At 64.6% G+C, this 24968-nt stretch carries 17 protein-coding genes, 1 pseudogene and 1 riboswitch; of the genes and pseudogenes, 10 read left to right on the forward strand and 8 right to left on the reverse strand.

What is annotated here, in order from left to right; genetic code table 11:
• Positions 1-95 precede the first annotated feature (95 nt).
• From FAY22_RS17595 to FAY22_RS17610, 4 genes are read left to right on the forward strand one after another with little or no spacing between them, the layout of a single operon-like run.
• Positions 96-689, forward strand: a complete 594-nt coding sequence (locus FAY22_RS17595; RefSeq protein WP_146331606.1) for a TetR/AcrR family transcriptional regulator — start codon at positions 96-98, stop codon at positions 687-689.
• Between the two features lie 44 nt (positions 690-733).
• Positions 734-1423, forward strand: a complete 690-nt coding sequence (gene ribA / locus FAY22_RS17600; RefSeq protein ID WP_146331608.1) for a GTP cyclohydrolase II — start codon at positions 734-736, stop codon at positions 1421-1423.
• 37 nt (positions 1424-1460) lie between these two features.
• On the forward strand, positions 1461-1997 hold the full coding sequence (gene gloA / locus FAY22_RS17605; RefSeq protein WP_146331610.1) for a lactoylglutathione lyase: 537 nt from the start codon (positions 1461-1463) through the stop codon (positions 1995-1997).
• Between the two features lie 8 nt (positions 1998-2005).
• Positions 2006-3001, forward strand: coding sequence for an LLM class flavin-dependent oxidoreductase (locus FAY22_RS17610; RefSeq protein WP_146331612.1), 996 nt, complete (start codon positions 2006-2008; stop codon positions 2999-3001).
• Here the strand turns inward: FAY22_RS17610 and FAY22_RS17615 are convergent.
• Positions 2989-4094, reverse strand: a pseudogene (locus FAY22_RS17615) (alkene reductase). The gene FAY22_RS17610 and the pseudogene FAY22_RS17615 sit on opposite strands and share 13 nt — an antisense overlap.
• 236 nt (positions 4095-4330) lie before the next feature.
• Between FAY22_RS17615 and FAY22_RS17620 the strand changes: the two are divergent.
• Positions 4331-5701 carry an NAD-dependent succinate-semialdehyde dehydrogenase gene (locus tag FAY22_RS17620; protein ID WP_146331614.1) on the forward strand — a complete coding sequence of 457 codons (1371 nt, stop codon included), beginning with the start codon at positions 4331-4333 and terminating at the stop codon, positions 5699-5701.
• Between the two features lie 34 nt (positions 5702-5735).
• Here the strand turns inward: FAY22_RS17620 and FAY22_RS17625 are convergent, their stop codons facing one another.
• The 4 genes from FAY22_RS17625 to FAY22_RS17640 all read right to left on the reverse strand — a co-directional run bounded on the left by FAY22_RS17625 (position 5736) and on the right by FAY22_RS17640 (position 9474).
• Positions 5736-6503, reverse strand: a complete 768-nt coding sequence (locus FAY22_RS17625) for a metal ABC transporter permease (RefSeq protein ID WP_146331616.1) — start codon at positions 6501-6503, stop codon at positions 5736-5738.
• The gene (locus FAY22_RS17630; RefSeq protein WP_146331618.1) at positions 6500-7405 is read right to left on the reverse strand and encodes a metal ABC transporter solute-binding protein, Zn/Mn family; all 906 of its coding nucleotides are present in this window, start codon (positions 7403-7405) and stop codon (positions 6500-6502) included. Before FAY22_RS17630 ends, FAY22_RS17625 begins: the two co-directional genes overlap by 4 nt.
• 10 nt (positions 7406-7415) lie before the next feature.
• Entirely contained in the window at positions 7416-8774 is a 1359-nt protein-coding gene (locus FAY22_RS17635; RefSeq protein WP_146331620.1) for a hypothetical protein, read from the reverse strand.
• A gap of 73 nt (positions 8775-8847) precedes the next feature.
• Positions 8848-9474, reverse strand: coding sequence for a hypothetical protein (locus FAY22_RS17640; RefSeq protein ID WP_146331621.1), 627 nt, complete (start codon positions 9472-9474; stop codon positions 8848-8850).
• A 129-nt stretch (positions 9475-9603) separates the two neighbouring features.
• Here FAY22_RS17640 and FAY22_RS17645 point away from each other — a divergent pair, with 129 nt between their 5' ends.
• The 3 genes from FAY22_RS17645 to FAY22_RS17655 all read left to right on the forward strand — a co-directional run bounded on the left by FAY22_RS17645 (position 9604) and on the right by FAY22_RS17655 (position 11437).
• Positions 9604-9900: a hypothetical protein gene (locus tag FAY22_RS17645; RefSeq protein WP_146331623.1), complete on the forward strand. Its 297-nt coding sequence runs from the start codon at positions 9604-9606 to the stop codon at positions 9898-9900.
• Between the two features lie 54 nt (positions 9901-9954).
• Positions 9955-10227, forward strand: a complete 273-nt coding sequence (locus FAY22_RS17650) for a hypothetical protein (protein ID WP_146331625.1) — start codon at positions 9955-9957, stop codon at positions 10225-10227.
• 179 nt (positions 10228-10406) lie between these two features.
• A riboswitch (cyclic di-GMP riboswitch) is annotated at positions 10407-10492 on the forward strand.
• Between the two features lie 162 nt (positions 10493-10654).
• On the forward strand, positions 10655-11437 hold the full coding sequence (locus FAY22_RS17655) for a lytic transglycosylase domain-containing protein (protein WP_146331627.1): 783 nt from the start codon (positions 10655-10657) through the stop codon (positions 11435-11437).
• Between the two features lie 21 nt (positions 11438-11458).
• On the opposite strand, the gene FAY22_RS17660 is transcribed toward FAY22_RS17655, so the two are convergent.
• Positions 11459-11923, reverse strand: a complete 465-nt coding sequence (locus FAY22_RS17660; protein ID WP_146331629.1) for a PilZ domain-containing protein — start codon at positions 11921-11923, stop codon at positions 11459-11461.
• Between the two features lie 101 nt (positions 11924-12024).
• The gene (locus FAY22_RS17665) at positions 12025-13524 is read right to left on the reverse strand and encodes a TolC family outer membrane protein (RefSeq protein ID WP_146331631.1); all 1500 of its coding nucleotides are present in this window, start codon (positions 13522-13524) and stop codon (positions 12025-12027) included.
• 324 nt (positions 13525-13848) lie between these two features.
• Between FAY22_RS17665 and FAY22_RS17670 the strand changes: the two genes are divergently transcribed.
• Both FAY22_RS17670 and FAY22_RS17675 read left to right on the forward strand, forming a co-directional pair.
• The gene (locus tag FAY22_RS17670; protein ID WP_146333512.1) at positions 13849-14499 is read left to right on the forward strand and encodes a transglutaminase-like cysteine peptidase; all 651 of its coding nucleotides are present in this window, start codon (positions 13849-13851) and stop codon (positions 14497-14499) included.
• 34 nt (positions 14500-14533) lie between these two features.
• Positions 14534-16447, forward strand: coding sequence for an EAL domain-containing protein (locus FAY22_RS17675; protein WP_146331633.1), 1914 nt, complete (start codon positions 14534-14536; stop codon positions 16445-16447).
• Between the two features lie 119 nt (positions 16448-16566).
• Here FAY22_RS17675 and FAY22_RS17680 read toward each other — a convergent pair whose 3' ends face one another.
• On the reverse strand, positions 16567-24936 hold the full coding sequence (locus FAY22_RS17680; RefSeq protein WP_146331635.1) for a VCBS domain-containing protein: 8370 nt from the start codon (positions 24934-24936) through the stop codon (positions 16567-16569).
• Between the last annotated feature and the right edge of the window lie 32 nt (positions 24937-24968).

Here is a 24968-nt window from a genome sequence, read left to right on the forward strand (position 1 = left end):
GCCTGGACCTTCTTACCCCCACCGGTAAATCCCATAGCCCCACGGCAGGCCCGGCCTTTCTAGACGACCGGTCTAATCCTGCTATACTGGGTCCCATGGACAAGGAATTCACCGACACCCGGCAGCATATCCTCAATACCGCGCGCGCCATCATCCTCGGCAAGGGCTTTGCCGCGGTCGGTCTGAATGAAATCCTGACATCGGCCGGCGTGCCGAAAGGCTCGTTCTATCACTACTTCAAGTCGAAGGAAGATTTCGGCAATACGCTGTTGCAGGATTATTTCGACCGGTATCTGGCGCGCCTGGAGCAGGCATTGCGTCCCGGCGCGGCGCCGGCCAGCGAGCAGTTGCTGCGTTTTTTCAGCGAATGGATCGACACCCAGTCCTGCCATGACGTGGAAGGCAAATGCGTCGTCGTCAAGCTCGGCGCCGAAGTCGCCGACCTGTCGGACACGATGCGCATCACGCTGCAGCAGGGCACCTCGCGCGTGACCGCCGTGCTGGCGGCCTGCATCGGGCGCGGCATCCGGGAAGGCTCCATCGCGCCGGCGCTCGATGCGCCCAAGACCGCGCAGGTGCTGTACCAGATGTGGCTGGGCGCGACCGTGCTCGGCAAGGTCCACCGCACGCGCCAGGCGCTGGAGGATGCGCTGGACGCGACCTATGCATTGCTGGGCATCCGCCACTGAGGCGGCTGGCTTCACCAACACTTTTACACCACGAGCACTTTGACATGAACGATCTGGACACGCTGCCGACTCCCAAGGCCGACCAAGCGGCGGATGCACAACCCGCTTTGCAGTACATCCCGCCGTGCCAGCTGCCGACGCCCTGGGCGACGTTCGCGCTGCATGCATTCGTCGAGCAGGCGACCGGCAAGGAACACCTGGCGATCACGCTGGGCGAGCTCGGCGGCGACGAGCCGGTGCTCGCGCGCATCCATTCCGAATGCCTGACCGGCGACGCCCTGTTCAGCCAGCGCTGCGACTGCGGCGCGCAGCTGGAGACGGCGCTGCGGCGCATCGCCGCGGAAGGCCGCGGTGCGGTGCTCTACCTGCGCCAGGAAGGGCGCGGCATCGGCCTGGTCAACAAGATCCGCGCCTACCAGTTGCAGGAAGCCGGCGCCGACACGGTCGAGGCCAACCATGCGCTGGGATTTGCGCCCGACATGCGCGACTACCGGCTGGTCAAGCCGATGCTGCAGCAGCTCGGCATCAAGTCGCTCAGGCTGATGACCAACAATCCGCGCAAGATGAAGGCGCTGGAAGATGCGCACATCCCGGTGGCGCAGCGCGTGCCGCTGATCGTCAACCGCAACCCGTTCAACGAGCGCTACCTCGGCACCAAGGCCGCGCGCCTGGGCCACTGGATCCCGATGCCGGGCGAAGAGGAAAACCCGCAGCCGCAGCCGGAATCGGAGTAACCGGCGGCAGACGCTCCCATCATCAAGGAATCTGACGATGACTTTCACCACCGAATCGCATCATGGCGCCAGCGCCGAAGTGCCGGCCGCGACGCGCGGCTTCACGCTGAACCACACCATGCTGCGCGTAAAGGACCCTGCAGTATCGCTCGCCTTTTACACCGGCGTGCTCGGCATGCGCGCGCTGCGCAAGCTCGATTTCCCGGAGATGCAGTTTTCGCTGTACTTCCTGGCCAAAGCGGATGACGCCGCCGTGCCGGACGACGCGGGCGAGCGCACCGCCTGGACCTTCAGCCAGCGCGGCATCCTGGAACTGACGCACAACTGGGGCACCGAAAGCGATCCCGATTTCCGCTACCACGACGGCAACGCCAAGCCGCAGGGCTTCGGCCATATCTGCTTTTCGGTGCCGGACCTGGCCGCCGCCGTGCGCTGGTTCGACGACAACCAGGTCGCGTTCGTCAAGCGCCCCGACCAGGGCAAGATGAAGGACGTGGCCTTCATCAAGGACCCGGACGGCTACTGGATCGAAATCGTCCAGCCCGACCTGCTGACCGGACTCGGCCGCGGCTGAGACGATCCATGATCCCCTTTTCCATCCTCGACCTGTCCCCGATCGCCGAAGGCAGCGATGCCGCGCAATCGTTCCGCAATACGCTGGACCTGGCACAGCACGCCGAGCGCTGGGGCTACCGCCGCTACTGGCTGGCGGAACACCATGGCATGCCGGGCATCGCCAGCGCGGCGACGGCCGTGCTGATCGGCCACGTGGCCGGCGGCACGTCGCGCATCCGGGTCGGCGCCGGCGGCATCATGCTGCCGAACCATTCACCGCTGGTGATCGCCGAACAATTCGGCACGCTCGAATCGCTCTACCCGGGCCGCATCGACCTCGGGCTGGGACGCGCGCCCGGTTCCGACCCCGCCACGGCGCGCGCCCTGCGGCGCAACCTCGATTCCGATCCGGACGAGTTCCCGCAGGACGTGGCCGAGCTGATGGATTACTTCGCGGCGCAAGGCAGGCGGCCGGTGCGCGCGGTGCCCGGCGCCGGCCTGAACGTGCCGATCTGGATACTGGGATCGAGCCTGTTCGGCGCACAACTGGCGGCCGCGCTCGGGCTGCCGTATGCATTCGCGTCGCATTTCGCGCCGGCCCAGATGATGCAAGCCATCGCGCTGTACCGCGCGACATTCCGCCCGTCGGCGCAGCTGCAGCGCCCGCATGTGATGCTCGGCTTTAACGTGATCGCCGCCGACAGCGACGACGAGGCGCAGTTTCTCGCCAGCTCAGTGCAGCAAGCCTTCGTCAACCTGCGCAGCGGCCGCCCTGCGCGCCTGCCGCCGCCGGTTGCCGGCTATCGCGACCGGCTCGGGCCGCAGGAACGCGCCTTGCTGGAACAAGTGCTGTCCTGCTCGGCCATCGGCGCGCCTGCCACGGTGGCACGCGACATACAGGCTTTCGTCGCGCGCACCGGCGCCGACGAGCTGATGATCACTTCCCAGATCTTCGACCACGCCGCGCGCCTGCGTTCCTACGAGATTACCGCCCGGATGGGCGACGCCCATCAACCAGCCTGACCCATGGTCGGGTAATCGGTGTATCCCTCGGCGCCGCCGCCATAGAACGTTTGCGGGTCGGGGGTATTGAGCGGCGCGCCACGCCGGAAGCGTTCCACCAGGTCTGGATTGGCGAGAAACAGCTGGCCGAACGCGACCAGGTCGGCCAGCCCGTCGCGCAACACCGCATTCGCCCGATCCCGCGTGTAGCCGCCGGCGACGATCAGCGTGCGCGGATAGAGTGGCCGGAAAAAGCGAGCGCTCAAGTCGGGCATCGGATGCTCGCCCTGCGGCTGCGCCGGCTCGATCAGATGCAGGTAGGCGAGGTTCAGCGTTGCAAGGCGCTGCACGACGTAGCCGAACGTTTCCTGCGGATGGCAGTCGCACATGTCGTTGAAGGTGCCGCCCGGTGACAGCCGCACGCCGACACGCTCGCTGCCGCAGACCTGGGTCACCGCCTCGATCACCTCGAACAGCAGGCGCGCACGGTTTTCCACGCTGCCGCCATAGCGGTCCGCACGCTGGTTAGTGCCGTCTTCGAGGAACTGATCGAGCAGGTAGCCGTTTGCGCCATGTACTTCAACGCCGTCGAAGCCGGCGATCTGCGCATTTTTTGCCGCCAGCCTGAATTCCTCGACGATGCCGGGAATTTCATCGGCCTGCAACGCGCGCGGCGCCGGAATCGGCTGCAATCCTTGCGCGGTATAGGTCTGGACGCCGCGTGGCGCAATGGCCGAAGGGGCTACCGGCAATTGCCCCCGCGAAAATCCGGATGCGAGATGCGTCCCACATGCCAGAGTTGCACGACGATCAAGCCGCCCTTCTGATGCACTGCATCGGTGACCTTCTTCCATTGCGCCACTTGCGCGTCGCTGTGGATGCCGGGCGTGGCGATATAGCCTTGGCCACCCGCGCCGGCCTGCGTCGCCTCGGTAATGATCAGTCCGGCGCCAGCGCGCTGGCTGTAATAGGTCGGCGCCATGTCCGACGGCACATTCCCTTCGCCGGCACGGCTTCTGGTCAGCGGCGCCATCACCATCCGGTTCTTCAACTGCAGCGGCCCCATGGCGTAAGGCGAAAAGACATCGATCGCTGGGCGGGTAGTGGTGCTCATAGGCGTGGCTCCAGGTTGCGGACATGCCGGTGGCGGACATGCCGTCTTTCTTCGCCTGCAGCAAGTTTTCATGCAGGCGCCATAGGTGAAACGACATGACCAATGTGATAAATCGTGCCGTGTTTGGTTCAACGCCATGCGCGACGGAACGGTGTGCAATCAGCACAGTCGTAGTGGTGAATGGCGCCTTCAGTGCGCCGCGAAGTTCCACCTCGACATCCTGCCAAGGAGGCGCCATGCAAAGCGTCAACCCTTACACCGGAGAAACGATTCACACCTACGCTCCCGAAAGCGACGAACAGGTCGACCAGCGCATCCGGGCCGCCGACCGGGCATTCCACGACTGGCGCCGCACGCCGTTCGCGGAACGCGCGCGGCTCCTGCATTCCGCTGCCGCCGTGCTGCGCGATCGCAAGCGCGAACTGGCCGTCCTGATGGCCGACGAAATGGGCAAGGTGCTGCGGGACGGCGTGAGCGAAATCGAGAAGTGCGCCTCCTGCTGCGACTTCTACGCCAACCATGCGCAAGGCTTCCTGGCGAACCAGCACGTCGACAGCGATGCCGCCGACAGCTACGTCGCCTTCGACCCGCTCGGCGTGATCCTGGCGGTGATGCCGTGGAATTTCCCGTTCTGGCAAGTGTTCCGCTTTGCCGCCCCCTCCCTCATGGCCGGTAACGTCGGCGTGCTCAAGCACGCATCGAACGTCTGCGGCTGCGCGCTAGCGATCCAGGAAATCTTCGAGCAGGCTGGTTTTCCGCAGCACGTGTTCGGCGCGCTGCTGGTCGAGAGCGCGCGCGTCGAAAAGATCATCCGCCATCCGCTGGTGCGCGCCGTCACGCTGACCGGCAGCACGCCGGCCGGCAGATCGGTGGCGGGCATCGCCGGCTCCGAATTGAAAAAGACGGTGCTGGAACTGGGCGGCAGCGACGCCTACCTCGTGCTGGAAGACGCGGACCTGGAACTGGCGGTGAAGACCTGCGTGCAGAGCCGGCTGATCAATGCCGGACAAAGCTGCATCGCGGCCAAGCGCTTCATCGTCGCGTCGCCCCTATATGCGCGGTTCGTGCAGCGCTATGCGGAGGAATTCAAGGCGATCCGCTATGGCGATCCGAAGGACGACGCCACCGGCATCGGGCCGCTGGCGCGCGCCGACCTGCGCGACGGCGTGCATGACCAGGTGCAAAAGACGGTGCAGCAAGGCGCGCGGCTGCTGGCCGGCGGCGCCATTCCCGCGGGGCCGGGCGCCTGCTATCCGCCCACGGTGCTGGCCGACGTGAAGCCGGGGATGGCTGCGTTCGATGAAGAAATCTTCGGCCCGGCGGCGGCCATCATCGAAGCGGCCGACGAAGACCAGGCGATCGCGCTGGCCAACCGCTCGGAATACGGCCTCGGCGCGGCGCTCTTCACCCGCGACCGCGCACGGGCCGACCGCATCGCCCGCGAAATCGAGGCGGGCAGCGTGTTCGTGAATGCGTTCGTGAAATCGGACGCGCGCCTGCCGTTCGGCGGCGTCAAGCATTCGGGCTACGGGCGCGAACTGTCTTCATTCGGAATCCGCGAGTTCGTGAACATCAAGACGGTATGGCACGGCGCCGACCAGCCATAAAAAGCCCCATGCACGAAGCAGGCCGCAAACAACTCTATGCGGCCGGCTTCGCCGGCCCCGGCCCTGCCGCATGCACCGCCATCGCCAGCAGCGCCAGGCACCAGACGATGAGCGCGCCGGACGGCAGATCGAACACCATCGACGCCAGCAGGCCGACAGCATAGCCCGCGATCCCGATCACGTAGGCCAGCGGCAGGCGCTTTCCCGGCGCGTAGTTGCGCACGCCGAGCGCCGGCACGATCAGGCTGGCGAACACCAGGTACACGCCGACCAGCTGCACCGAGATCGTGACAGCCAGCGCAAACAGCAGGTAGAACGCCAGCCGCCGCAGCCGGTCCTTCCACAGGAAGATCGCGGCTGCGATGAACACGGTCGCCGCCAGCGGCACGGCCAGCTGTTCGTAGCGCACCCATAGGATCTGGCCGGCGAGCAGATCGCGCAAGTGTTCGCCGCCGTGCGGATTGTGCGCCAGCAGCAGCAGGCTGCCGGTGGCGGCCAGCACGAACAGTACGCCGATCTGCGCTTCCTGCACGTCCGGCCAGCGCCGCTCGGTCCAGGTCAGCAGGAACGCGCCCAGCACCGCGGCCGCGCCCGCCGCGAGCTGCACCAGCCAGCCCTGCTCGATATCGGCGAAGCCCGCCACGATCACGCCCAGCGCCGCGATCTGGGCGATCGCCAGGTCGATGAAGACGATGCCGCGCTTGAGCACCTGCGCGCCGAGCGGCACGTGCGTGGCGAGCACCAGCAGGCCGGCCGCGAAGGCCGGCGCGATGATGGAGATGTCGATCGCGTCGAGGTTCATTTCGCGGCGTCCAGCAAGCGTTGCACGGTATCGTCGAACAGGCCGAACAAGTCCTTTGCGCGTTCGTCGCCGCCCACCGTAAACGGCAGCGCGACGGCGGGAATGCGCGCATGTTCCGAAAGCCATTGCGACGCGCGCCCGTCCTGGTAGTCTGCGCGCAGCACCATCTTCGCCGGCTGGCGCTGCAGCTGGGCCGCCAGCTCCGCCAGGTGCGCGGCGCTCGGCTCCACACCGGGCTTGGGCTCCAGCTGGCCGACGGCGCGCATGCCGAGCCAGTTCAGCAGGTATTCCATGTTCTTGTGATGCTCGACCACGGCCACGCCTTTGAGCGGCGCGGCCTGACGCTCCCACTTCTGGATGGCCGCATTCCAGCGCGCCGCGAAGTCCTTGTAGCGCGACTGGTAGTAAGCGGCATTGGCATGGTCGATCTGCGCCAGGCGCTGCGCCAGCGCCTCGGCGACCTTGGCGATATTGCGCGGGTCTTGCTGGATATGCGGATTGCCGGCGGCGTGCACGTCGCCTTCCGCGCGATCCAGCCGGGTCGGCACTTCCAGGCGCGGCACGAGGCTGCCGGCCTCGAGGTAGCCCGGCTGGCCCGGTTCGATTTTCGGGTTGCCCGATTGCTGGCGCAGGATCGGCAGCCATCCGGCTTCCAGGTCCAGCCCGGTGCACACCAGCAGCTCGGCATTGCGCGTCCTGGCAATCAGGCTGGGCCGCGCCTCGATGCGGTGCGGGTCCTGCAGCGCGGTGGTGGCGCTCGACGCCTTGACCTTGTCGCCGCCGATTTCGGTTGCCAATGCCGCCCATTCCGGCTCGCAGGCCAGCACGTTGAGGGCGGCATGCGCAGGCAGCGCCAGCAGGGCCGCGCCCGAAACGATCAGGGCAGAAAATATCTTTTTCATTTGCATCTCCTTAGAACGTATGCGCGCCGTGCGCGCCGAGGCTCATGATGTATTGCAGGAAGATCTGGCTGTCAGTGGCGTCCGGGCGCGACTTGTCGCGCGCGAACTGCAGCCGGAAACGGCTGAACTCGGACGGCGAATAATCGAGCATGACGGTGCCGCGCGACGGATTGTAGGAAGCCAGGCGCGGGAAGCTGGCGCCGTCCAGGCCGGCGCCGAACTCCGGCGTCCCCGAATACAGCTTGTCGTAGCGCAGGCCGACACGCCACAGCGGACGGAACTGGTAGACGCCCTGCAAATACCAGCCGGATTGCGCGCTCGCATACGCACCGGCCAGCGCCTGGCCCTGCGTATCGGAGGTCAGTCTGCCACTCTCGCGGCGGCGGAAATATTCGCCCTGCAGCTTGAAATTGGTTTGCGTCGCATTGCCGTTCGGCGCCCACTTGTAGATGGCGTCGACGATCCAGGTATTGGAATGGCCGCTGAAGGCGTTGTTCACGCCGCCATCGTCGAAGCTGCGCTCGGAAGCGCCCGTATGCAGCAGGGATGCGCCCAGCCGCCAGCTCGCGCTGTCGCCGATGTCGTCGCCCACATGGGCGAACAGCGCGGAAGAGCCGACGCCATTCTTGTTGCGGTCGCTGCCGGGGAAGGCAGCGCCGTTGCCGGCTTCCACGCCCAGCTCGACAAAGCGCTCCGTCGGCGCCAGCCAGGTGAGCTGCACGCCGTCGGGCTTGTACTGCCCGCCGAAAAACGCCTGGTAAGCCAGCGGCGCGTCGACGAAATCCCAGGCATGCGCATGCTGGCTGTTGAGATAACCGATAGCCGACAGGAAGCGGCCGCCCTTCAGGTTAATCCCGTTCGATAGCCCGCGCGTGCGGAAAAATGCTTCCTCGACGCCGACGCTGTTGTCGGGTGCCAGTGCGAAGGTCAGCTGCCCGGCGAACTGCGGATCGACGTTGGCGCGCAGCGTCAGCTCCGATTCGCCCAGGTTGAAGCTGCGCGCGCCCGGCCCGATGTCCTCGCCGCCGGGCACGAAGCCTTGGATGCGGAACTGATTGGGATCTTGCTTGAGGTTGGCATAGGTGCCGCCGAGGATGAGGGACACTTCGGGGTTGAAGGCGTTGGCGTTGGCCGCAGCCGCCGTGGCGGATTGCGCGGGAGCGGGAGCCGATGCCTGAGCCTGCGCGGCTTGCGCTTCGGCCGCCTGCAGCCGCTTTTCCAATGTCTGGATGCGCGCTTCGTAATCCTGCTTCATCTGGCGGATTTCGTCGCGCAGTTGCGCCAGGTCCCTGTCGTTCTCGGCCTGAGCGTGCATCGGCGCGCCAAAGGCGGCAGCCAGCGCCGCCGCCAGTACGGTGTGTTTCAGCATGTTAATTTCCTGTCGGTGAAAAGCGATGCCGAACCCGCGCGACGCATCGCACAGGTTCGACCTTCAAAAGCGCTTAACGAACGACGACAGGCGGGGCGCGCGAATCGAAGACGCGCTGCGGGGAAGCAAGCAACGGGCACGGCGCGGCGAGCGCGTCATGCAGGTTGACGGATTGACCGATGACGAAGTCATGCGGCGGCGCATTGACGGCCGAACCGATCGCGGCAAAGGCCAGGCACTGGTCGCACTGCAGCTCCGGCGGCAGCTGCTTTTGGCGCGCCATGCCGGAAGCATTGTCGGAAGACAGGTGGGAAACCGCGTGCGCCATCGCCAGTTGCTGCGAAAGCAGCAGCAACAGAGACAATACGACATGGATGGCGGCGTGGCGCAGTTTCACAAGGGCGGCCTGCAAATGTCCTCGGGCGATGCATGCCGCGGCAGCGCGCCATGCATCCGCAAGTTGAACAGGGTTTCGAATGGAAGCTTGCGCAATTATAGCCTTGCAGCGCGTCTTCGCACGGCGCGGGTATTCGAACGGCTGACGCCGCAATTTTGAAGGCCGACGCACGCCCGCGCAGCAGATCGGTGTTGCCGCCATGCGAACAGCATGCGGAAAAGTGTCTGGCGCCGTACACCACTTTTCCTCGACAGGATGGCGGCGAATTGTGCGCCACGCCTTCCGCCACAGAGATTTTTCCATTTATTATCAATGACTTAGGAGATATTTTCGGGCGTTATGCAGCCACTGGCACGCTCCCTGCTGTATCCCTGTCGAGTGCAACACAACGCTCGTCACCGAAACCACTGCTTACCCTTCAGGAGATTGACCATGCAAACCATCATCATCAAAGACCTGGCCGTTGCCGCAGAACTCGACCGCAAGGCCATGCACGCCGTGCGCGGCGGCACCGGCTCCGGCTACATGCCTTCCTACTCGCCGTATTCCTGGGGCGGCCCTTCGTTCGACGTCACCAAGAGCGACTTCAGCTTCAACGCCACCCAGTCGCTCGGCCAGAGCCAGAACACCCTTGTCAACAACGGCAACAACGTCGCGTTCGCGGACAACATCACCGCCAACGTGCACCCGACTCAAACCGGCAGCAACAACATCAACTTCGGTCATTAATCACATCGCATGGCGCGGGCCGGACCGCCCGCGCCATGCCCGAGGAGAATTTCCATGTCAACCATCCTGATCCACGACCTTGCCCAAAGCGAGGAACTCGACCGCAAGGCGATGGCTGCCGTGCGCGGCGGCGCCAACTCGTGGCTGGCCGGGCTTGGCCCTATGGCGAACGTCAATGTGGGCGTAAACCAGAACATCACGCAGCTGCAAAATGTGCAAGTCAGCGCACTCAATAATGTTGGCGTGATCGGTGCCGGTTTCGTCGCGCCCAGACTCGATGTCAGCCCCTCGCAATGGGCCAACGCCAGCGCAACGCTCTCTGCCTGATCGACCATGGAGGCTGCACAGCCTCCATCCCTCCCGCCTAACCAGCCTTCCTTGCAACACAGGCAATACACGTCGTGTGCCTGCAACAAATTGCCCGATCTCAATCAAGCTTCCATCCAATATCGGAATTTTCAATTTCCGATTGGAAATAACCGCGGGTATGCTTGGATCTGCCATCAACTCGACATTGGCAAACCCGTTGAAAAGCGGGGACGCAAAGCTTCTGGTCTACCGGCCCGGCGCCTACGACAGCAGAGCTGCACAGAGTGAATGACAACGGAAGAACATGTCTTCCTGATCGCTTGTTCCCCGCGCAGCTTCCCAGCCGCCCAACCATCTTTTCGCACCTGAAGCCCATTCGTTCCGCCTTCTCTCGCTTGCCGTCGGATGACCATGCCGCGTCCGCGCGCACTGTGGAGAGAATGTTATGTATGCGAAGGAAGTGCATCGGGAAGGGAGCAGGCTGCCGGCACCGCGCCAGGCGGCAGGCCTGCTGCGCGCCGCGCGGGCGGCGGCATGCATCGCAGTGGCGATGCTATTGGGCGCATGTTCCGGCGCGCTGCCGTTCCAGCCCGACCATCAGGCGCAGCAGGGCGCGGCAACAACCTACAGTACGCCGGGCAAGCCGAAGCACATGCGCGCCACGACCGCGCGCGACATCCTGGCCGAATGGAGCACGTTCGGCATCGAGCGCAAGAGCGCCAGGCGCGGCCGCCTGCCCGACACGATGCATAGCTACGACGCCCCGCCCGAACTGGCCATGTCGGTGGACGACATCATGGCCAACGCGACATGCCACGCCTGCGAACAAAAGCCGTATCACCAGATGGTACTCAACGCGGCGCGCCAGCACGGCGTGCCGGCGAGCCTGATCCATGCCGTCATCCAGAAGGAATCCGGCTACCAGCCGGGCGCGACCTCGAAGCGGCACGCGCGCGGCCTGATGCAGATCACGCCGGAGACCGGCCGCTTCGTCGGCGTGCACGACAGCCGCCGGCTGTACGACCCGCAAACCAATATCAATGCCGGCGCAGCCTACCTGAAGTACCTGATGAGCCTGCACGACACTGTCGACAAGGTGCTCGCCGCGTACAACTCGGGACCGGGCACCGTGCGCAAGTACAAGGGCGTTCCGCCCTTCAGGGAAACCAGGCGCTATGTGCGGGATGTGAAGAAGTATTACGCAAGCGCGGCGACGCGCCCGCATTGAACGCGCTGCGCGCGCCGGCGTTCAGGCGCCGACAAACCGGCTGATGTCGCGCGCCGCGTCGGCGTCGATATGGAGGAATTCCAGGCCAACCTTGAAATCCTGCTCGACAGTGTAGAAGCAGTAGATGACTTGCACGCGCGCGGCAAGGTCGCGCGCGCCGCCGGTTGCGGCAAGCGCGAAGCCGAGCTGGCACTCCTTGCCGACCGCCAGCTGCCTGACCGAACGCACACACATGCCGCCTGACGAGATATCGACTGTGCTGACCTCGACCGGCACGCCGTCGATCGTGAGCACACCCGCCACCTCGACCCGCTTGCGGTCCGACTGGCGCTGCTCGCCACGCGGCAGCGGCGGCGGGCCGCCAGGAGCGAACAGTTCGCCGTAGCTCTGAAGATCATCCAACTTCAACTGTTCAGCCACGATTTTTTCTCCGTCGACGGTCTGGCGCTGTTGCGATGCACGGGCCGGCAAAACGGCGGCTGGCATTTCCCGCCAACTCTACCACCAATGTTGCTCTACGAGAATATTTCAAATCAATGGGAACGCATTGGGCCGCACCGGAATGCCGACCGGCGCGGCCCGGGATGTCAGTGCTTCTTCTGCGGGGCGGCGGGCTGTTTCGTGCCGGGTGCCGGGGCCGGCGCGGCGGGCTGCGCAGGCGGCACGGACGACATCGACTCCTTCGCCAGCTCATCCGCCCTTGCATTGAGCGCTGCCTTGTCCACCGCATAGCTTGCCGGCGCTTCCGCCTGGCAGCGGCTGGCCACCTCCTGCGCATCCTTGTCACCGCCCAGTTCCGGCAGCGCGTCGGCGCCTTGCGTGGTCAAGCCAAGCGAAGCGATCAGCCCGCCCATGGCCGCCCCCACCCGCGCGCGTGCGGAGGTCAGATCATGGCTGGCGTTGGTGTAGGCACGGCGCGCCTGGAACAGTTCGTTTTCGGTGTCGAGCAGGTCGAGCAGGGTACGCTGGCCGATGTCGAACTGCTTGCGGTAGGCGTCACGCGACTTTTCGGTGGACAGCTGATGCTGATCGAGGTACTCGATCTGTTCGGTCAGCTTGCGCATGTCGTTATAGGCCACCGCGAGCGTCTGGCGCAGGTCGCGGCAGGACTTGTCGAGCAAGTCCTGCGCGGCGTTGATCTGCTGGGCAAGCTGGCGCGAGCGCGCGAGGTCGGAGCCGCCGCTGAACAAATTCCAGTTCAGCACTAGGCCGCCGCTGTGGTTCGACTGGCTTCCGGGGTAACCACTGACGTTCTGCCCGAACGCGCTGCGCACCTGGAAGTCGATGCGCGGCTGATAGCTGGCGCTGCGGATGCGCGCGGCACTCTCGGTCGAGCGCACGTTTTCAAGCGCGGCCATCAGCGCCGGGTTGCGCTTGATCGCGGCGGTCAGCGCGCCGTTGACGTCGGCCGGCATGCTCTCGGTCATGGCCGGCACCGCGCCGAGATCCTTGGCCGGCAAGCTGCCGGTCAGGCGCTGAAAGCGCGCCGTCACGTCGTGCAGGTTGGCCGTTTCGGTCAGCAGGTTCGATTCCGCCAGCGCCAGGCGCCCGGAAGCGGTTTCCAGGTCGACGCGACGTCCCACGCCAGCCTGCGCCTTGCGCTGCACCTGCTCGAACAGGGCGCGGTGCTGCACATAGTTTTCCTCGGCAAAGGCGACCAGCTCGCGATAGCGCTGCACATCGTCATAGGCGCGCACCAGTTCCAGCGCGGTGCTTTCGGACGTATCGCGCAGCTCGTAGAACCGTACCAGCGCCGCGTGATCCAGGCGCTGCACATCGTTGCGCGTGGCAAAGCCGTCATACAGCATCTGCGTCAGCGTGAGGGTCGCGGTGTTCTGATTGTAGGTTGCCAGCGACAGCGGATCGTGGCGGTTTTCGCGGCTGACGCTGGCGGATACGTCCGCGCGCGGGAAGTAGCCGCCGAAGGCCGCGGTGCGCTCTTCCTTGGCGGCCTGCCAGGCGTGGTAGCGCGATTGCACTTCGGGATTGGAGAGTAGCGTGCGCTGAGCTGTTTCCTTGAAGGAGGAGACCTGCGCCGTAGCACATAACGGGAAAAGCAAAACGCCGGCTAACAATTTCTTGTTCATACATCCCCCAATACAAAAAGTTACAATATTTTCACTTATGAATTATATTGGTATATATCAAACATTTCCGGGAAAAAACGCGAAGTGGTTGTAAATAGCCATCATTTTTTCCTATAAGCAATAAAAATCGCCGCTTCGATGAAAGCGGAAGCGATTCGGGCAGGATTTGACGGCTGTTGCGATTTAGGCTGGACAGCAAGAGGCGGGGCCGTGTTTGCGCTCGGAGGTTCAGGTAGCGGATGGTATGATTGCCTCACAACAACTTATTGCGTGCTCCGCGCTTTGCCTACCTGTTTGCGTCTGCCGACCTGGCTGCTTTGCCTGATGCTTGTCGTGGCAGCCGGAACCCTGCTGCTGTCGTCCGAGCGCGCGGTCGCCATCGACGTCGGGCGCCTGCTGGCGACCTATACCAAATACCGCGGCGACAATCCGCAGCCGTTTCGCGACTGGCAGTTGTTGATCCGGGATGGCCAGGCGATGGCGGTCGGCGACAAGCTGCGCCGCGTAAACGAATTCTTCAACCGCCGCATTCAGTTCGGCGACGACCAGCAGATCTGGGGCCAAAGCGACTACTGGGCCACGCCGATGGAAACCTTGTCCAAGGGCGCGGGCGACTGCGAGGATTTTTCCATCGCCAAGTACTTTTCCCTGCTGGCGCTAGGCGTGCCGGTCGAGCAGCTGCGGCTCATCTACGTCAAGGCGCGCATCGGCGGCCCGTCCAGCGCGATCCAGCAGGCGCACATGGTGCTGGCGTTCTATGCGTCGCCGGATGCCGAGCCGCTGGTGCTGGACAACCTCGTCACCGAAATCCGCCCCGCCTCGCGCCGCACCGACCTGCAGCCGGTCTTCAGCTTCAACAGCCAGGGCATCTTCGCCGGCGTGGCCGGCAATGCCGAGGCCGGTCCGGGCGGCGTGGGCCGCCTGTCGCGCTGGCAGGACTTGCTGCAGCGCGCGCATAACGAGGGATTCGATTGATGGCACCAGTCTTCACACCGTAGGAAGAATACATATGTCCATGTACCGCCAGCTCTGGCTTGCCTTGATCCTCAGTACCCTGTTGGCGCTGATCGGCAGCCTGCTTGCTTCCACACTGAGCGCGCGCGCCTACCTGCAGGAGCAGCTGCGCCAGAAAAATCAGGACAACGCCACGGCGCTGGCGCTGTCGCTCAGCCACGCGAACGTCGACCCGGTTGAAGTGGACCTGGCGGTGGCTGCCATGTTCGACTCCGGGCACTACGAATCGATCCGCGTGCGCGACCCGTTCGGCAAGCCGCTGGCCGAGCGCGAAGCCAGGCAGGAACAGTCGGAGGTGCCGGCCTGGTTCGTGCAATACTTTCCGATCGTGGCGCCGGCCGGCGAGGCGCAGATCAGCGACGGCTGGAAGCAGGTCGGCAGAGTCACGCTGGTCAGCCACAGCCGCTTCGCCTACAACGCGCTATGGAAGTCGACCCTGCAGATGATCGCCGCACTGGCCTGCGCCGGCCTGCTCGGCGGCTATCTCGGCACCCTGATCCTGCGCCGCCTGAAGCGCCCGTTGAACACCGTCATCGAGCAGGCCAAGGCCATCACCGAGCGCCGCTTCATCACCTCGCCCGAGCCGTCCGTACCGGAACTCAAGCAGCTGTCCTCGGCGATGAATTTCGCGGTGGCGCGCCTGAAATCGATGTTTGCCGAAGAAACCGCGCGCCTGGAAAGCGTGCGCAAGGAAGCCAACCATGACGCGCTCACCGGCCTGGCCAACCGGGCGCACTTCATGGCGCGCCTGAAGTCGCTGCTGGAAAGCGACGACGCGCCGGCCGGCGCGCTGCTGTTCATCCGCATCGCCGGGCTGGCCGACATCAACCGCGATCTGGGGCGGGCTGCCACCGACCAGTTGCTGGCTGCCGTGGCCAAGCTGGTCGGCGCACGCGCGGCGCGCAATCCGGACGCGCTGGCCGGGCGCCTGAACGGCGCCGATTTCGCACTGCTGCTGCCCGGCGAGGAGCCGGGCCAGGCCGGTGCCGACGAACTGCTCCAGGCGCTGGCGGCGGAAGCCGGCGCCTACACGGCAGGCGGCGCGAAGATTTGCATCGGCTTGGGCGACTACGCATTCGGGATGAACCTGGCCGGCGTCCTGTCCCGCATCGACGCCGCGCTAGCCGACGCCGAAGCAGCAGGCACCAGCAACGTGCGCGCCACTGGCGGCGCGGGCAAGCACCCACCGGCGCACAGCGCGCAGCAATGGGCGGAGATGCTGCGCCGCTCGCTGCAGCAGCGCTGGACGCGGCTGGTGTCCTTTCCCGTGGTCGATTTCTCGGGCCGTCTGCTGCACAAGGAATGCCCGCTGCGCCTGAAATTCGACGCCGACGGCAAATGGCTGGCGGCAGGCCAGTTCCTGCCGATGGCCGAACGCCTGAATATGACGGCGGAACTCGATCTTGCCGCAGTCAGTATGGGTTTGGACAGCTTGCGCAGCGACGCCGGCTTGCAGGGAGTCGCGATCAATCTGTCAGGCCGCTCGATCCAGCACGCAGAATTCCGCCAGCGCCTGCTCGCGCTGCTCAAGGCCGCGCCCGAGGCGGGCAGGCATTTGTGGCTGGAGATTCCGGAAAACGGCGCACTGAGCCATTTCGACGCCTTCCGCGATTTCTGCGACGCGCTGCGCGGCAGCGGCTGCAAGATCGGCCTCGAGCATTTCGGCCGCCAGTTCAGCCAGATCGGCCGCTTCCACGGCCTGGCGATCGATTATCTCAAGATCGACGCGAGCTTCGTGCGCGACATCGACCATCACCCCGGCAACCAGATGTTCCTCAAGGGCGTGCGCTCGATGGCGCAGTCGATCGGGCTGCAGGTCATCGCCGAAGGCGTCGGCAGCAAGGCAGAGCTGGAGACGCTGCGCGCGCTCGGCTTCGACGGCGCCACCGGGCCTGCGATCGAAGCGTAATAGTCCGCGACCAGCGGCACAAAAACCGAGGGCTCCTTGACGGAGCCCTCTTTCATTTCGGTCCTGCATGTGTCGACTGTCATGCGGCCGGCTCAACTCAGCCGGCCGCATGACACCGTTCAGTCGGTGATCAGCTTATTGTTCTGCAACAGGTGCTGGATGATCGCGCCGTCCGAGGTCGTGTTGTACAGCGCCGCCAGATCCACGTTGCTCAGCACGATCTTCTGATCTTCCGCGCCTGCGCTGTAGCCGTTGTTGAAACCACCATTGCTGCTGACATGAACGATGGTATCGCTGCCCGACTTCTCGAAGCGCAGGTAGTTGGCCAAGTTGCCGCTGCCAGTGGTGTGGTTCTCGCTCACCAGCAGGTCGCGCAGGTCGAGCCGATCGCCGCTGCCGTCCGCCGTGTATGCAGCGGTGCCGAAGTCGGTGATCTTGTCGATTGCCGGCTTGCCGGCGGTGCCGCGATCGGACAATGTCCAAGCGAAGGTATCAGCACCTGCCCCTCCGGTCAGGGTATCGTTACCAGCACCGCCGATCAACAAGTCATTACCCGCGCCGCCATCGAGACTGTCTGCGCCGCCGTTACCCACCAATACGTCGTTGCCTTCATATCCGCGAATGGTCTCGGACGAGCTGTCGCCGATAATGATATTGTCAAGGCCGTCGCCACTCAGCGTGCTGTTGTTAGTCGTCCTGATCGTCACATTCCCGGTATCCGACAAGCCGTCATCCGCAGTGCCGGTGTAAGAGAAGCTGCCGGTGCCATTATTGCTGCCAGAAACACTATCAACAACCTGCCCCCCGCTATGGGAAGCGGCGTTGGCAGTGTTGGTAATGGAGATCGAATTCCCGCTTTGATCACTGTCATTCCATAGCAGCCATGCGTCTTTCACCGTCACCTGGCTCTGCGATACATTGCCGCTGGCCATGATCACGTTGTCGTCCCTGACAATCGGAGCGACATGCGGCTCGCTGAAATTCATGGTGACGGTACTCGAAGAGGTATCGCCGTCCATGTCGCGCAGGGTATATCCGATCACTTCTTGGGCGACGAATGCCGATGTGCCGCTATGGTAGGTGTAATTACCCGTATCCATATCGATGGTCAGCGCTCCACCTGCAGTCGTCAGGTTCAATTGATGCGTGGCCGAATCAAAGCTGAAGGAGGTCGTGCCGCTACCAGTGCGAGCGACTGATGAGCCGTCGAAAGTGAAGTCGTTATTGCCGTAACTGATAACGCTCAAACGTCCTCCGTCAGCGCCGAAGCTTCCAAGCAACGAACCGTCGGTGAGCAGGTTGCCGCTATAGTCGTTTTGCACCAGCGAAGACAAGGCGGAACCCAATTGACTCATGTCGGACACCACCATGCCATTCCGATCCACGTGGTCGACACCGTTGTAAGCCACCGGATTGAGATTACTCTGAATCACACCTGAGCCCAAGCCGATCGCATAGGCATTGATATTGTGCGCACTGAGGTAATTCTGCCAATCAGTGATTTCGGAACCCGTGATACCCAGGGAATTTGCGGTCCCGCCTGCCGTCGTCGGGTCGCCGTCCGAAAGGAAGTACAGAACGTTCTGGCCACCCGCGATCTTGCCTCCGTTGGAAAAAGCGGTTTGCACCGCGGCCAAGGCCGCATCGTAGTTCGTGTAGCCACCGGCCGATAAGGTATCCAGGAAAAGTTTGGCCTGGCTGGCCGTGAGCCAAGTACCGCCGGACCCGTTGTAATTTTGGATGGATGCCGTTGACGAGAACGTTACGAGATTGATCTTAACGTCGCCCAGGCTGTCATACTGTTCGACCAGCTCCTTGACTGCTGCAACCGACGCCTCGAGTCGAGTCAGACCGGTCATTCCGCTGCCATCGTCCATCGATCCCGAAACATCGAGGACGACCAGGAGGTTAGTGTCTACCTGGGTAGCGGTATTGCTGATAACGGTAGGGCTAGCGACAGGCATATCGTCCTCGACCGTAACAACGATCGCGCCGTTTGCGCTCGCAACGCCGTCGGAAACCCGCACTCCGAGGGAGAATGTCAGCGTGTCCTCGGCTGTCGCCGCGTTTGCGTCGCTCACAGGATGGTCAAGTGATCCGGCTAAGGTGACCGAATAATGGCCGGCATTATCAATGCTCGCCCGGATGATTTCGCTTCCATTCGCAGTACCGATCAGTGGGTCGTTGCTGCTTCCGGTTCCGCTCCAGGTCACTGCTGAACCATGTGAAGTCAGCCCGGTCGGACCTGACAAGCTGATCGTCAGGCTGCCGCTATCGCTATCCGATACAGCCAGCGTGCCGGTAGCGACGGTGGCATTGGTATTGTCCGGATTACCGATGTTATCGGCATTCCCTTGTGCCAGCCCTTCCTCGGAAAGAAGAGCCGTTCCCGAGCCAACGACAGGCCCTTCGTTGGTACCCAGGATGTTGACCGTGATGGTGCTGGTCGTCCCATCCACGCTGGTCACCGTCAGCTTGTCGGTGTAGGTCTGGCCGGCGACGAACTCGTTGTGCGCCGTGTCGGTCGCGTAAGTCCAGGTGCCGTCGCTTGCCAGGTTGAAGTGGCCGTAGCCGTTGCTGCCCGCCGCACCGGTCCGCGCCACGAACGTGGCGGGGCTGTCCACGTCGCTGATCCCCAGTTTGCCGCCGGTGGTCAGAATCGCGTTGGTTTCCGTCAGGTTCACCACTGCCGGTGTGATCATCGCTGCATCATTGGTGCCGGTGACCGTGATCGTGACGGTCTGGGCTGCGCTGGCTGCACCGTTATTGTCCGTTGCCGTGTAGGTGAAGCTCACCTGGCGGCTCGTACCCGCAGCCAGGCTGTCGAAGTCGCTGCCCGGGTTGAAGGTGTACGTGCCGTCCTGGTGGAACGTGAGCGCGCCGTTGCCGCTGCCCACGCCATCCACCAGCTGGTAGCTGGCGATTGTGCCATCCACGTCGCTGGCCGCCGGTACATTGCCTTCCAGCACGCTGTTCTCTGCGGTCGTGGCAACAGCAGCCACGGCAACCGGTGCATCATTGGTGCCGGTGATGGTGAAGGTGACCGAAGCCGGCGTGGTGGCGGTGCCGTCCGACACGCCGTAGCTCACCGTCACGGTGGTCGTCGCGCCCTGGGCCAGCGACTGGTAGGCCGCATTGCTCGGGTCCAGCGTGAAGCTGTGGCTCGCCGCATCGTAGCTCACGCCCGCCGGCAAGTCCGTCGGCACGTTCACCACTTGCAGGGCCGCGCCCGCATCCACGTCCGAAGCGTTGGCCAGCGCGTCAACCGTCGCCACAGCGCCATCCTCGACGGCGCTGCCCGTCACCGCATCGCTCACCACCGGGGCGTCATTGGTGCCGGTGACCGTGATCGTGACGGTCTGGGCTGCGCTGGCTGCACCGTTATTGTCCGTTGCCGTGTAGGTGAAGCTCACCTGGCGGCTTTGCCCCGCAGCCAGGCTGTCGAAGTCGCTGCCCGGGTTGAAGGTGTACGTGCCGTCCTGGTGGAACGTGAGCGCGCCGTTGCCGCTGCCCACGCCATCCACCAGCTGGTAGCTGGCAACTGTGCCATCCACGTCGCTGGCCGCCGGTACATTGCCTTCCAGCACGCTGTTCTCTGCGGTCGTGGCAACAGCAGCCACGGCAACCGGTGCATCATTGGTGCCGGTGATGGTGAAGGTGACCGAAGCCGGCGTGGTGGCGGTGCCGTCCGACACGCCGTAGCTCACCGTCACGGTGGTCGTCGCGCCCTGGGCCAGCGACTGGTAGGCCGCATTGCTCGGGTCCAGCGTGAAGCTGTGGCTCGCCGCATCGTAGCTCACGCCCGCCGGCAAGTCCGTCGGCACGTTCACCACTTGCAGGGCCGCGCCCGCATCCACGTCCGAAGCGTTGGCCAGCGCGTCAACCGTCGCCACAGCGCCATCCTCGACGGCGCTGCCCGTCACCGCATCGCTCACCACCGGGGCGTCATTGGTGCCGGTGACCGTGATCGTGACGGTCTGGGCTGCGCTGGCTGCACCGTTATTGTCCGTTGCCGTGTAGGTGAAGCTCACCTGGCGGCTTTGCCCCGCAGCCAGGCTGTCGAAGTCGCTGCCCGGGTTGAAGGTGTACGTGCCGTCCTGGTGGAACGTGAGCGCGCCGTTGCCGCTGCCCACGCCATCCACCAGCTGGTAGCTGGCGACTGTGCCATCCACGTCGCTGGCCGCCGGTACATTGCCTTCCAGCACGCTGTTCTCTGCGGTCGTGGCAACAGCAGCCACGGCAACCGGTGCATCATTGGTGCCGGTGATGGTGAAGGTGACCGAAGCCGGCGTGGTGGCGGTGCCGTCCGACACGCCGTAGCTCACCGTCACGGTGGTCGTCGCGCCCTGGGCCAGCGACTGGTAGGCCGCATTGCTCGGGTCCAGCGTGAAGCTGTGGCTCGCCGCATCGTAGCTCACGCCCGCCGGCAAGTCCGTCGGCACGTTCACCACTTGCAGGGCCGCGCCCGCATCCACGTCCGAAGCGTTGGCCAGCGCGTCAACCGTCGCCACAGCGCCATCCTCGACGGCGCTGCCCGTCACCGCATCGCTCACCACCGGGGCGTCATTGGTGCCGGTGACCGTGATCGTCACGGTCTGGGCTGCGCTGGCCGCGCCGTTATTGTCCGTTGCCGTGTAGGTGAAGCTCACCTGGCGGCTTTGCCCCGCAGCCAGGCTGTCGAAGTCGCTGCCCGGGTTGAAGGTGTACGTGCCGTCCTGGTGGAACGTGAGCGCGCCGTTGCCGCTGCCCACGCCATCCACCAGCTGGTAGCTGGCGACTGTGCCATCCACGTCGCTGGCCGCCGGTACATTGCCTTCCAGCACGCTGTTCTCTGCGGTCGTGGCAACAGCGGCAACGGCCACCGGTGCGTCATTGGTGCCGGTGACCGTGATCGTCACGGTCTGGGCTGCGCTGGCTGCACCGTTATTGTCCGTTGCCGTGTAGGTGAAGCTCACCTGGCGGCTCGTACCCGCAGCCAGGCTGTCGAAGTCGCTGCCCGGGTTGAAGGTGTACGTGCCGTCCTGGTGGAACGTGAGCGCGCCGTTGCCGCTGCCCACGCCATCCACCAGCTGGTAGCTGGCGACTGTGCCATCCACGTCGCTGGCCGCCGGTACATTGCCTTCCAGCACGCTGTTCTCTGCGGTCGTGGCAACAGCAGCCACGGCAACCGGTGCATCATTGGTGCCGGTGATGGTGAAGGTGACCGAAGCCGGCGTGGTGGCGGTGCCGTCCGACACGCCGTAGCTCACCGTCACGGTGGTCGTCGCGCCCTGGGCCAGCGACTGGTAGGCCGCATTGCTCGGGTCCAGCGTGAAGCTGTGGCTCGCCGCATCGTAGCTCACGCCCGCCGGCAAGTCCGTCGGCACGTTCACCACTTGCAGGGCCGCGCCCGCATCCACGTCCGAAGCGTTGGCCAGCGCGTCAACCGTCGCCACAGCGCCATCCTCGACGGCGCTGCCCGTCACCGCATCGCTCACCACCGGGGCGTCATTGGTGCCGGTGACCGTGATCGTCACGGTCTGGGCTGCGCTGGCCGCGCCGTTATTGTCCGTTGCCGTGTAGGTGAAGCTCACCTGGCGGCTTTGCCCCGCAGCCAGGCTGTCGAAGTCGCTGCCCGGGTTGAAGGTGTACGTGCCGTCCTGGTGGAACGTGAGCGCGCCGTTGCCGCTGCCCACGCCATCCACCAGCTGGTAGCTGGCGACTGTGCCATCCACGTCGCTGGCCGCCGGTACATTGCCTTCCAGCACGCTGTTCTCTGCGGTCGTGGCAACAGCGGCAACGGCCACCGGTGCGTCATTGGTGCCGGTGACCGTGATCGTCACGGTCTGGGCTGCGCTGGCTGCACCGTTATTGTCCGTTGCCGTGTAGGTGAAGCTCACCTGGCGGCTCGTACCCGCAGCCAGGCTGTCGAAGTCGCTGCCCGGGTTGAAGGTGTACGTGCCGTCCTGGTGGAACGTGAGCGCGCCGTTGCCGCTGCCCACGCCATCCACCAGCTGGTAGCTGGCGACTGTGCCATCCACGTCGCTGGCCGCCGGTACATTGCCTTCCAGCACGCTGTTCTCTGCGGTCGTGGCAACAGCAGCCACGGCAACCGGTGCATCATTGGTGCCGGTGATGGTGAAGGTGACCGAAGCCGGCGTGGTGGCGGTGCCGTCCGACACGCCGTAGCTCACCGTCACGGTGGTCGTCGCGCCCTGGGCCAGCGACTGGTAGGCCGCATTGCTCGGGTCCAGCGTGAAGCTGTGGCTCGCCGCATCGTAGCTCACGCCCGCCGGCAAGTCCGTCGGCACGTTCACCACTTGCAGGGCCGCGCCCGCATCCACGTCCGAAGCGTTGGCCAGTGCGTCAACCGTCGCCACAGCGCCATCCTCGACGGCGCTGCCCGTCACCACAGCGCTCACCACCGGGGCGTCATTGGTGCCGGTGACCGTGATCGTCACGGTCTGGGCTGCGCTGGCCGCACCGTTATTGTCCGTTGCCGCATAAGTAAAGCTTACCTCGCGGCTTTGCCCTGCAGCCAGGCTGTCGAAGTCGCTGCCCGGGTTGAAGGTGTACGTGCCGTCCTGGTTGAACGTGAGCGCGCCATTGCCGCCGCCGACGCCATCCACCAGTTGGTAGCTGGCGATCGTGCCATCCACGTCGCTGGCCGCCGGTACATGGCCTTCCAGCACGCTGTTTTCTGCCGTCGTGGCAGCAGCGGCCACGGCCACAGGCACGTCGTTCGTGCCCGTCACGGTGATCGTCACGATCGCCGGCTCGCTGACAGCGCCCTTATCGTCCGTTGCCGCATAAGTAAAGCTTACCTCGCGGCTTTGCCCTGCAGCCAGGTTATCGAAGTCGCTGCCCGGATTGAAGCTGTAAGTGCCATCCGCATTGAAGGTCAGGCTGCCGTTGCCGGCGCCGACGCTATCGACCAGCTGGTAGCCGGCTATCGCGCCGTCAGCATCGCTTGCCGCCGGCACCTGGCCGCTCAGAACGCTGTTCTCTTCGGTCGTCACCGCGCCAGTTGTCGCGACCGGCGTGTTGTTATAGGGAAGCTCTACGCTTGCCGTCACCGTGTTGCCCGCCGCATCGCTCGCCGTGATGCTGGCGCTGATGCTGCTGTTTTCGGCCAGGTCGCCGCTGCCTACATCGATGCTAAAGCTCAGCTTACCGTCGCCTAGGTCGACGACGTGACCCGTGTAAGTGCCGCCGCCCACCGTCAGCGTCACCACGTCGTCCACCTTCGCGTCGCCGCCTACCGCGCCCGTCACGGTAATGACATCGCCGCCCCTTTCCGCTGCATTGATGATGTTGTCGCCAGTGATCGGATCGATCGCGATCGATGCCGCCGCGGCCAAGTCGACGCCGTAGGCATGGCTCGCACTCGCCGTCGCCGTGTTGCCAGCCGCATCGGTGGCAGTCACGCTCGCGCTCACATTGCCTGCAGCAGCCAAGTCAGCGCCGGAAACATTGATCGCATAGGCATTGTCCGCATGAACAGTGCCCGAATAGCTATGACCGTTGACGCTCAGCGTGACGATATCGCCTGCTTTTGCATCGCCGCCGACCGTGCCGGTGATGGTGACCGAACTCGCCGCTTCGGCAGAATTGACGACGTTGTCGGCACTGACCGGGTCGATGGTGATCGACGCCGCCGCGGCGGTATCGACCGTGTAGCCCAGGCTGGCGCTGGCGCTCGTCGCCGTGCTTCCGCTACCGGAGGTAACGGTTGCGGTGAGGCTGGTCGCGCCATTCATGTCGGCGCCGGGAACGTCGATGCTGTAGCTGTGATCCGCAAGGACCTGGCCTGTGTATGTTTTGCCGCCGACAGTAAGCGCCACCGTGTCGCCGGCTTGCGCGCCGCCGCCGACGCTGCCAGTGACGGCGACAGTGCCGCTGATTTCGCTGGCGTTCAGGACGTTATCGCCGGTAATCGGATTAAGCGTGATGGTGGGGGCGACGGGAGTCACCGTCGTCTCGGGCGCTGTGGCCTGAGCCGTCACGGGTGCCGGCACACGGATTTCTTCATTGGCCTGGGGCGCCGTCACCACCCTCTCGGTGCTTTCAAACTGGATATTCAATGGCGCGACGGTTTCCGCCACTCGCATCAGTTTAACGAACGAGTGCGAACTGTTTTCGCCGCCACCACCGGTCAGACCGGCCGCGGTTTCATCCAGCAGGGCGTCGAGGCTGTTGCCGGCGGCAATCGCCTTGGTGACGTTGTTGATCTCGGCATTCTGGGAAAACAGCGCCGCATCGGCCGGCGCTGGCGCATCGGCGGCGAACACGGCGGCATCCAGCATCGCCGTTTCGTTTTGATGAATCAGGTAAGTTTTCCCGGAGGCAAAGCTCAGTTCCACCTGGCCGCCGGGAGCGGTCACGATGACCTCTCCTTCGTGCACTACATCATTGAGCTGGAGCTGGCGCTGATGGCCATCCGGAGTGCGGACAAAAGCCTGTCCCTGCAGGGCGATGACGCGACCGACAACGTTGTTTGCTTGGGCCATGATGGATTCCTGATAAGAGTAGGAGTGATTGT

This window comes from Noviherbaspirillum sp. UKPF54, from assembly GCF_007874125.1.
Lineage (GTDB): Bacteria > Pseudomonadota > Gammaproteobacteria > Burkholderiales > Burkholderiaceae_D > Noviherbaspirillum.

Bases quoted from the DNA above. Each gene is read 5' to 3' on its own strand.
- FAY22_RS17595 (WP_146331606.1), top strand. From the start codon at position 96: ATGGACAAGGAATTCACCGACACCCGGCAGCATATCCTCAATACCGCG.
- ribA (WP_146331608.1), top strand. From the start codon at position 734: ATGAACGATCTGGACACGCTGCCGACTCCCAAGGCCGACCAAGCGGCG.
- gloA (WP_146331610.1), top strand. From the start codon at position 1,461: ATGACTTTCACCACCGAATCGCATCATGGCGCCAGCGCCGAAGTGCCG.
- FAY22_RS17610 (WP_146331612.1), top strand. From the start codon at position 2,006: ATGATCCCCTTTTCCATCCTCGACCTGTCCCCGATCGCCGAAGGCAGC.
- FAY22_RS17620 (WP_146331614.1), top strand. From the start codon at position 4,331: ATGCAAAGCGTCAACCCTTACACCGGAGAAACGATTCACACCTACGCT.
- FAY22_RS17625 (WP_146331616.1), bottom strand. From the start codon at position 6,503: ATGAACCTCGACGCGATCGACATCTCCATCATCGCGCCGGCCTTCGCG.
- FAY22_RS17630 (WP_146331618.1), bottom strand. From the start codon at position 7,405: ATGAAAAAGATATTTTCTGCCCTGATCGTTTCGGGCGCGGCCCTGCTG.
- FAY22_RS17635 (WP_146331620.1), bottom strand. From the start codon at position 8,774: ATGCTGAAACACACCGTACTGGCGGCGGCGCTGGCTGCCGCCTTTGGC.
- FAY22_RS17640 (WP_146331621.1), bottom strand. From the start codon at position 9,474: ATGGAAAAATCTCTGTGGCGGAAGGCGTGGCGCACAATTCGCCGCCAT.
- FAY22_RS17645 (WP_146331623.1), top strand. From the start codon at position 9,604: ATGCAAACCATCATCATCAAAGACCTGGCCGTTGCCGCAGAACTCGAC.
- FAY22_RS17650 (WP_146331625.1), top strand. From the start codon at position 9,955: ATGTCAACCATCCTGATCCACGACCTTGCCCAAAGCGAGGAACTCGAC.
- FAY22_RS17655 (WP_146331627.1), top strand. From the start codon at position 10,655: ATGTATGCGAAGGAAGTGCATCGGGAAGGGAGCAGGCTGCCGGCACCG.
- FAY22_RS17660 (WP_146331629.1), bottom strand. From the start codon at position 11,923: ATGCCAGCCGCCGTTTTGCCGGCCCGTGCATCGCAACAGCGCCAGACC.
- FAY22_RS17665 (WP_146331631.1), bottom strand. From the start codon at position 13,524: ATGAACAAGAAATTGTTAGCCGGCGTTTTGCTTTTCCCGTTATGTGCT.
- FAY22_RS17670 (WP_146333512.1), top strand. From the start codon at position 13,849: ATGCTTGTCGTGGCAGCCGGAACCCTGCTGCTGTCGTCCGAGCGCGCG.
- FAY22_RS17675 (WP_146331633.1), top strand. From the start codon at position 14,534: ATGTCCATGTACCGCCAGCTCTGGCTTGCCTTGATCCTCAGTACCCTG.
- FAY22_RS17680 (WP_146331635.1), bottom strand. From the start codon at position 24,936: ATGGCCCAAGCAAACAACGTTGTCGGTCGCGTCATCGCCCTGCAGGGA.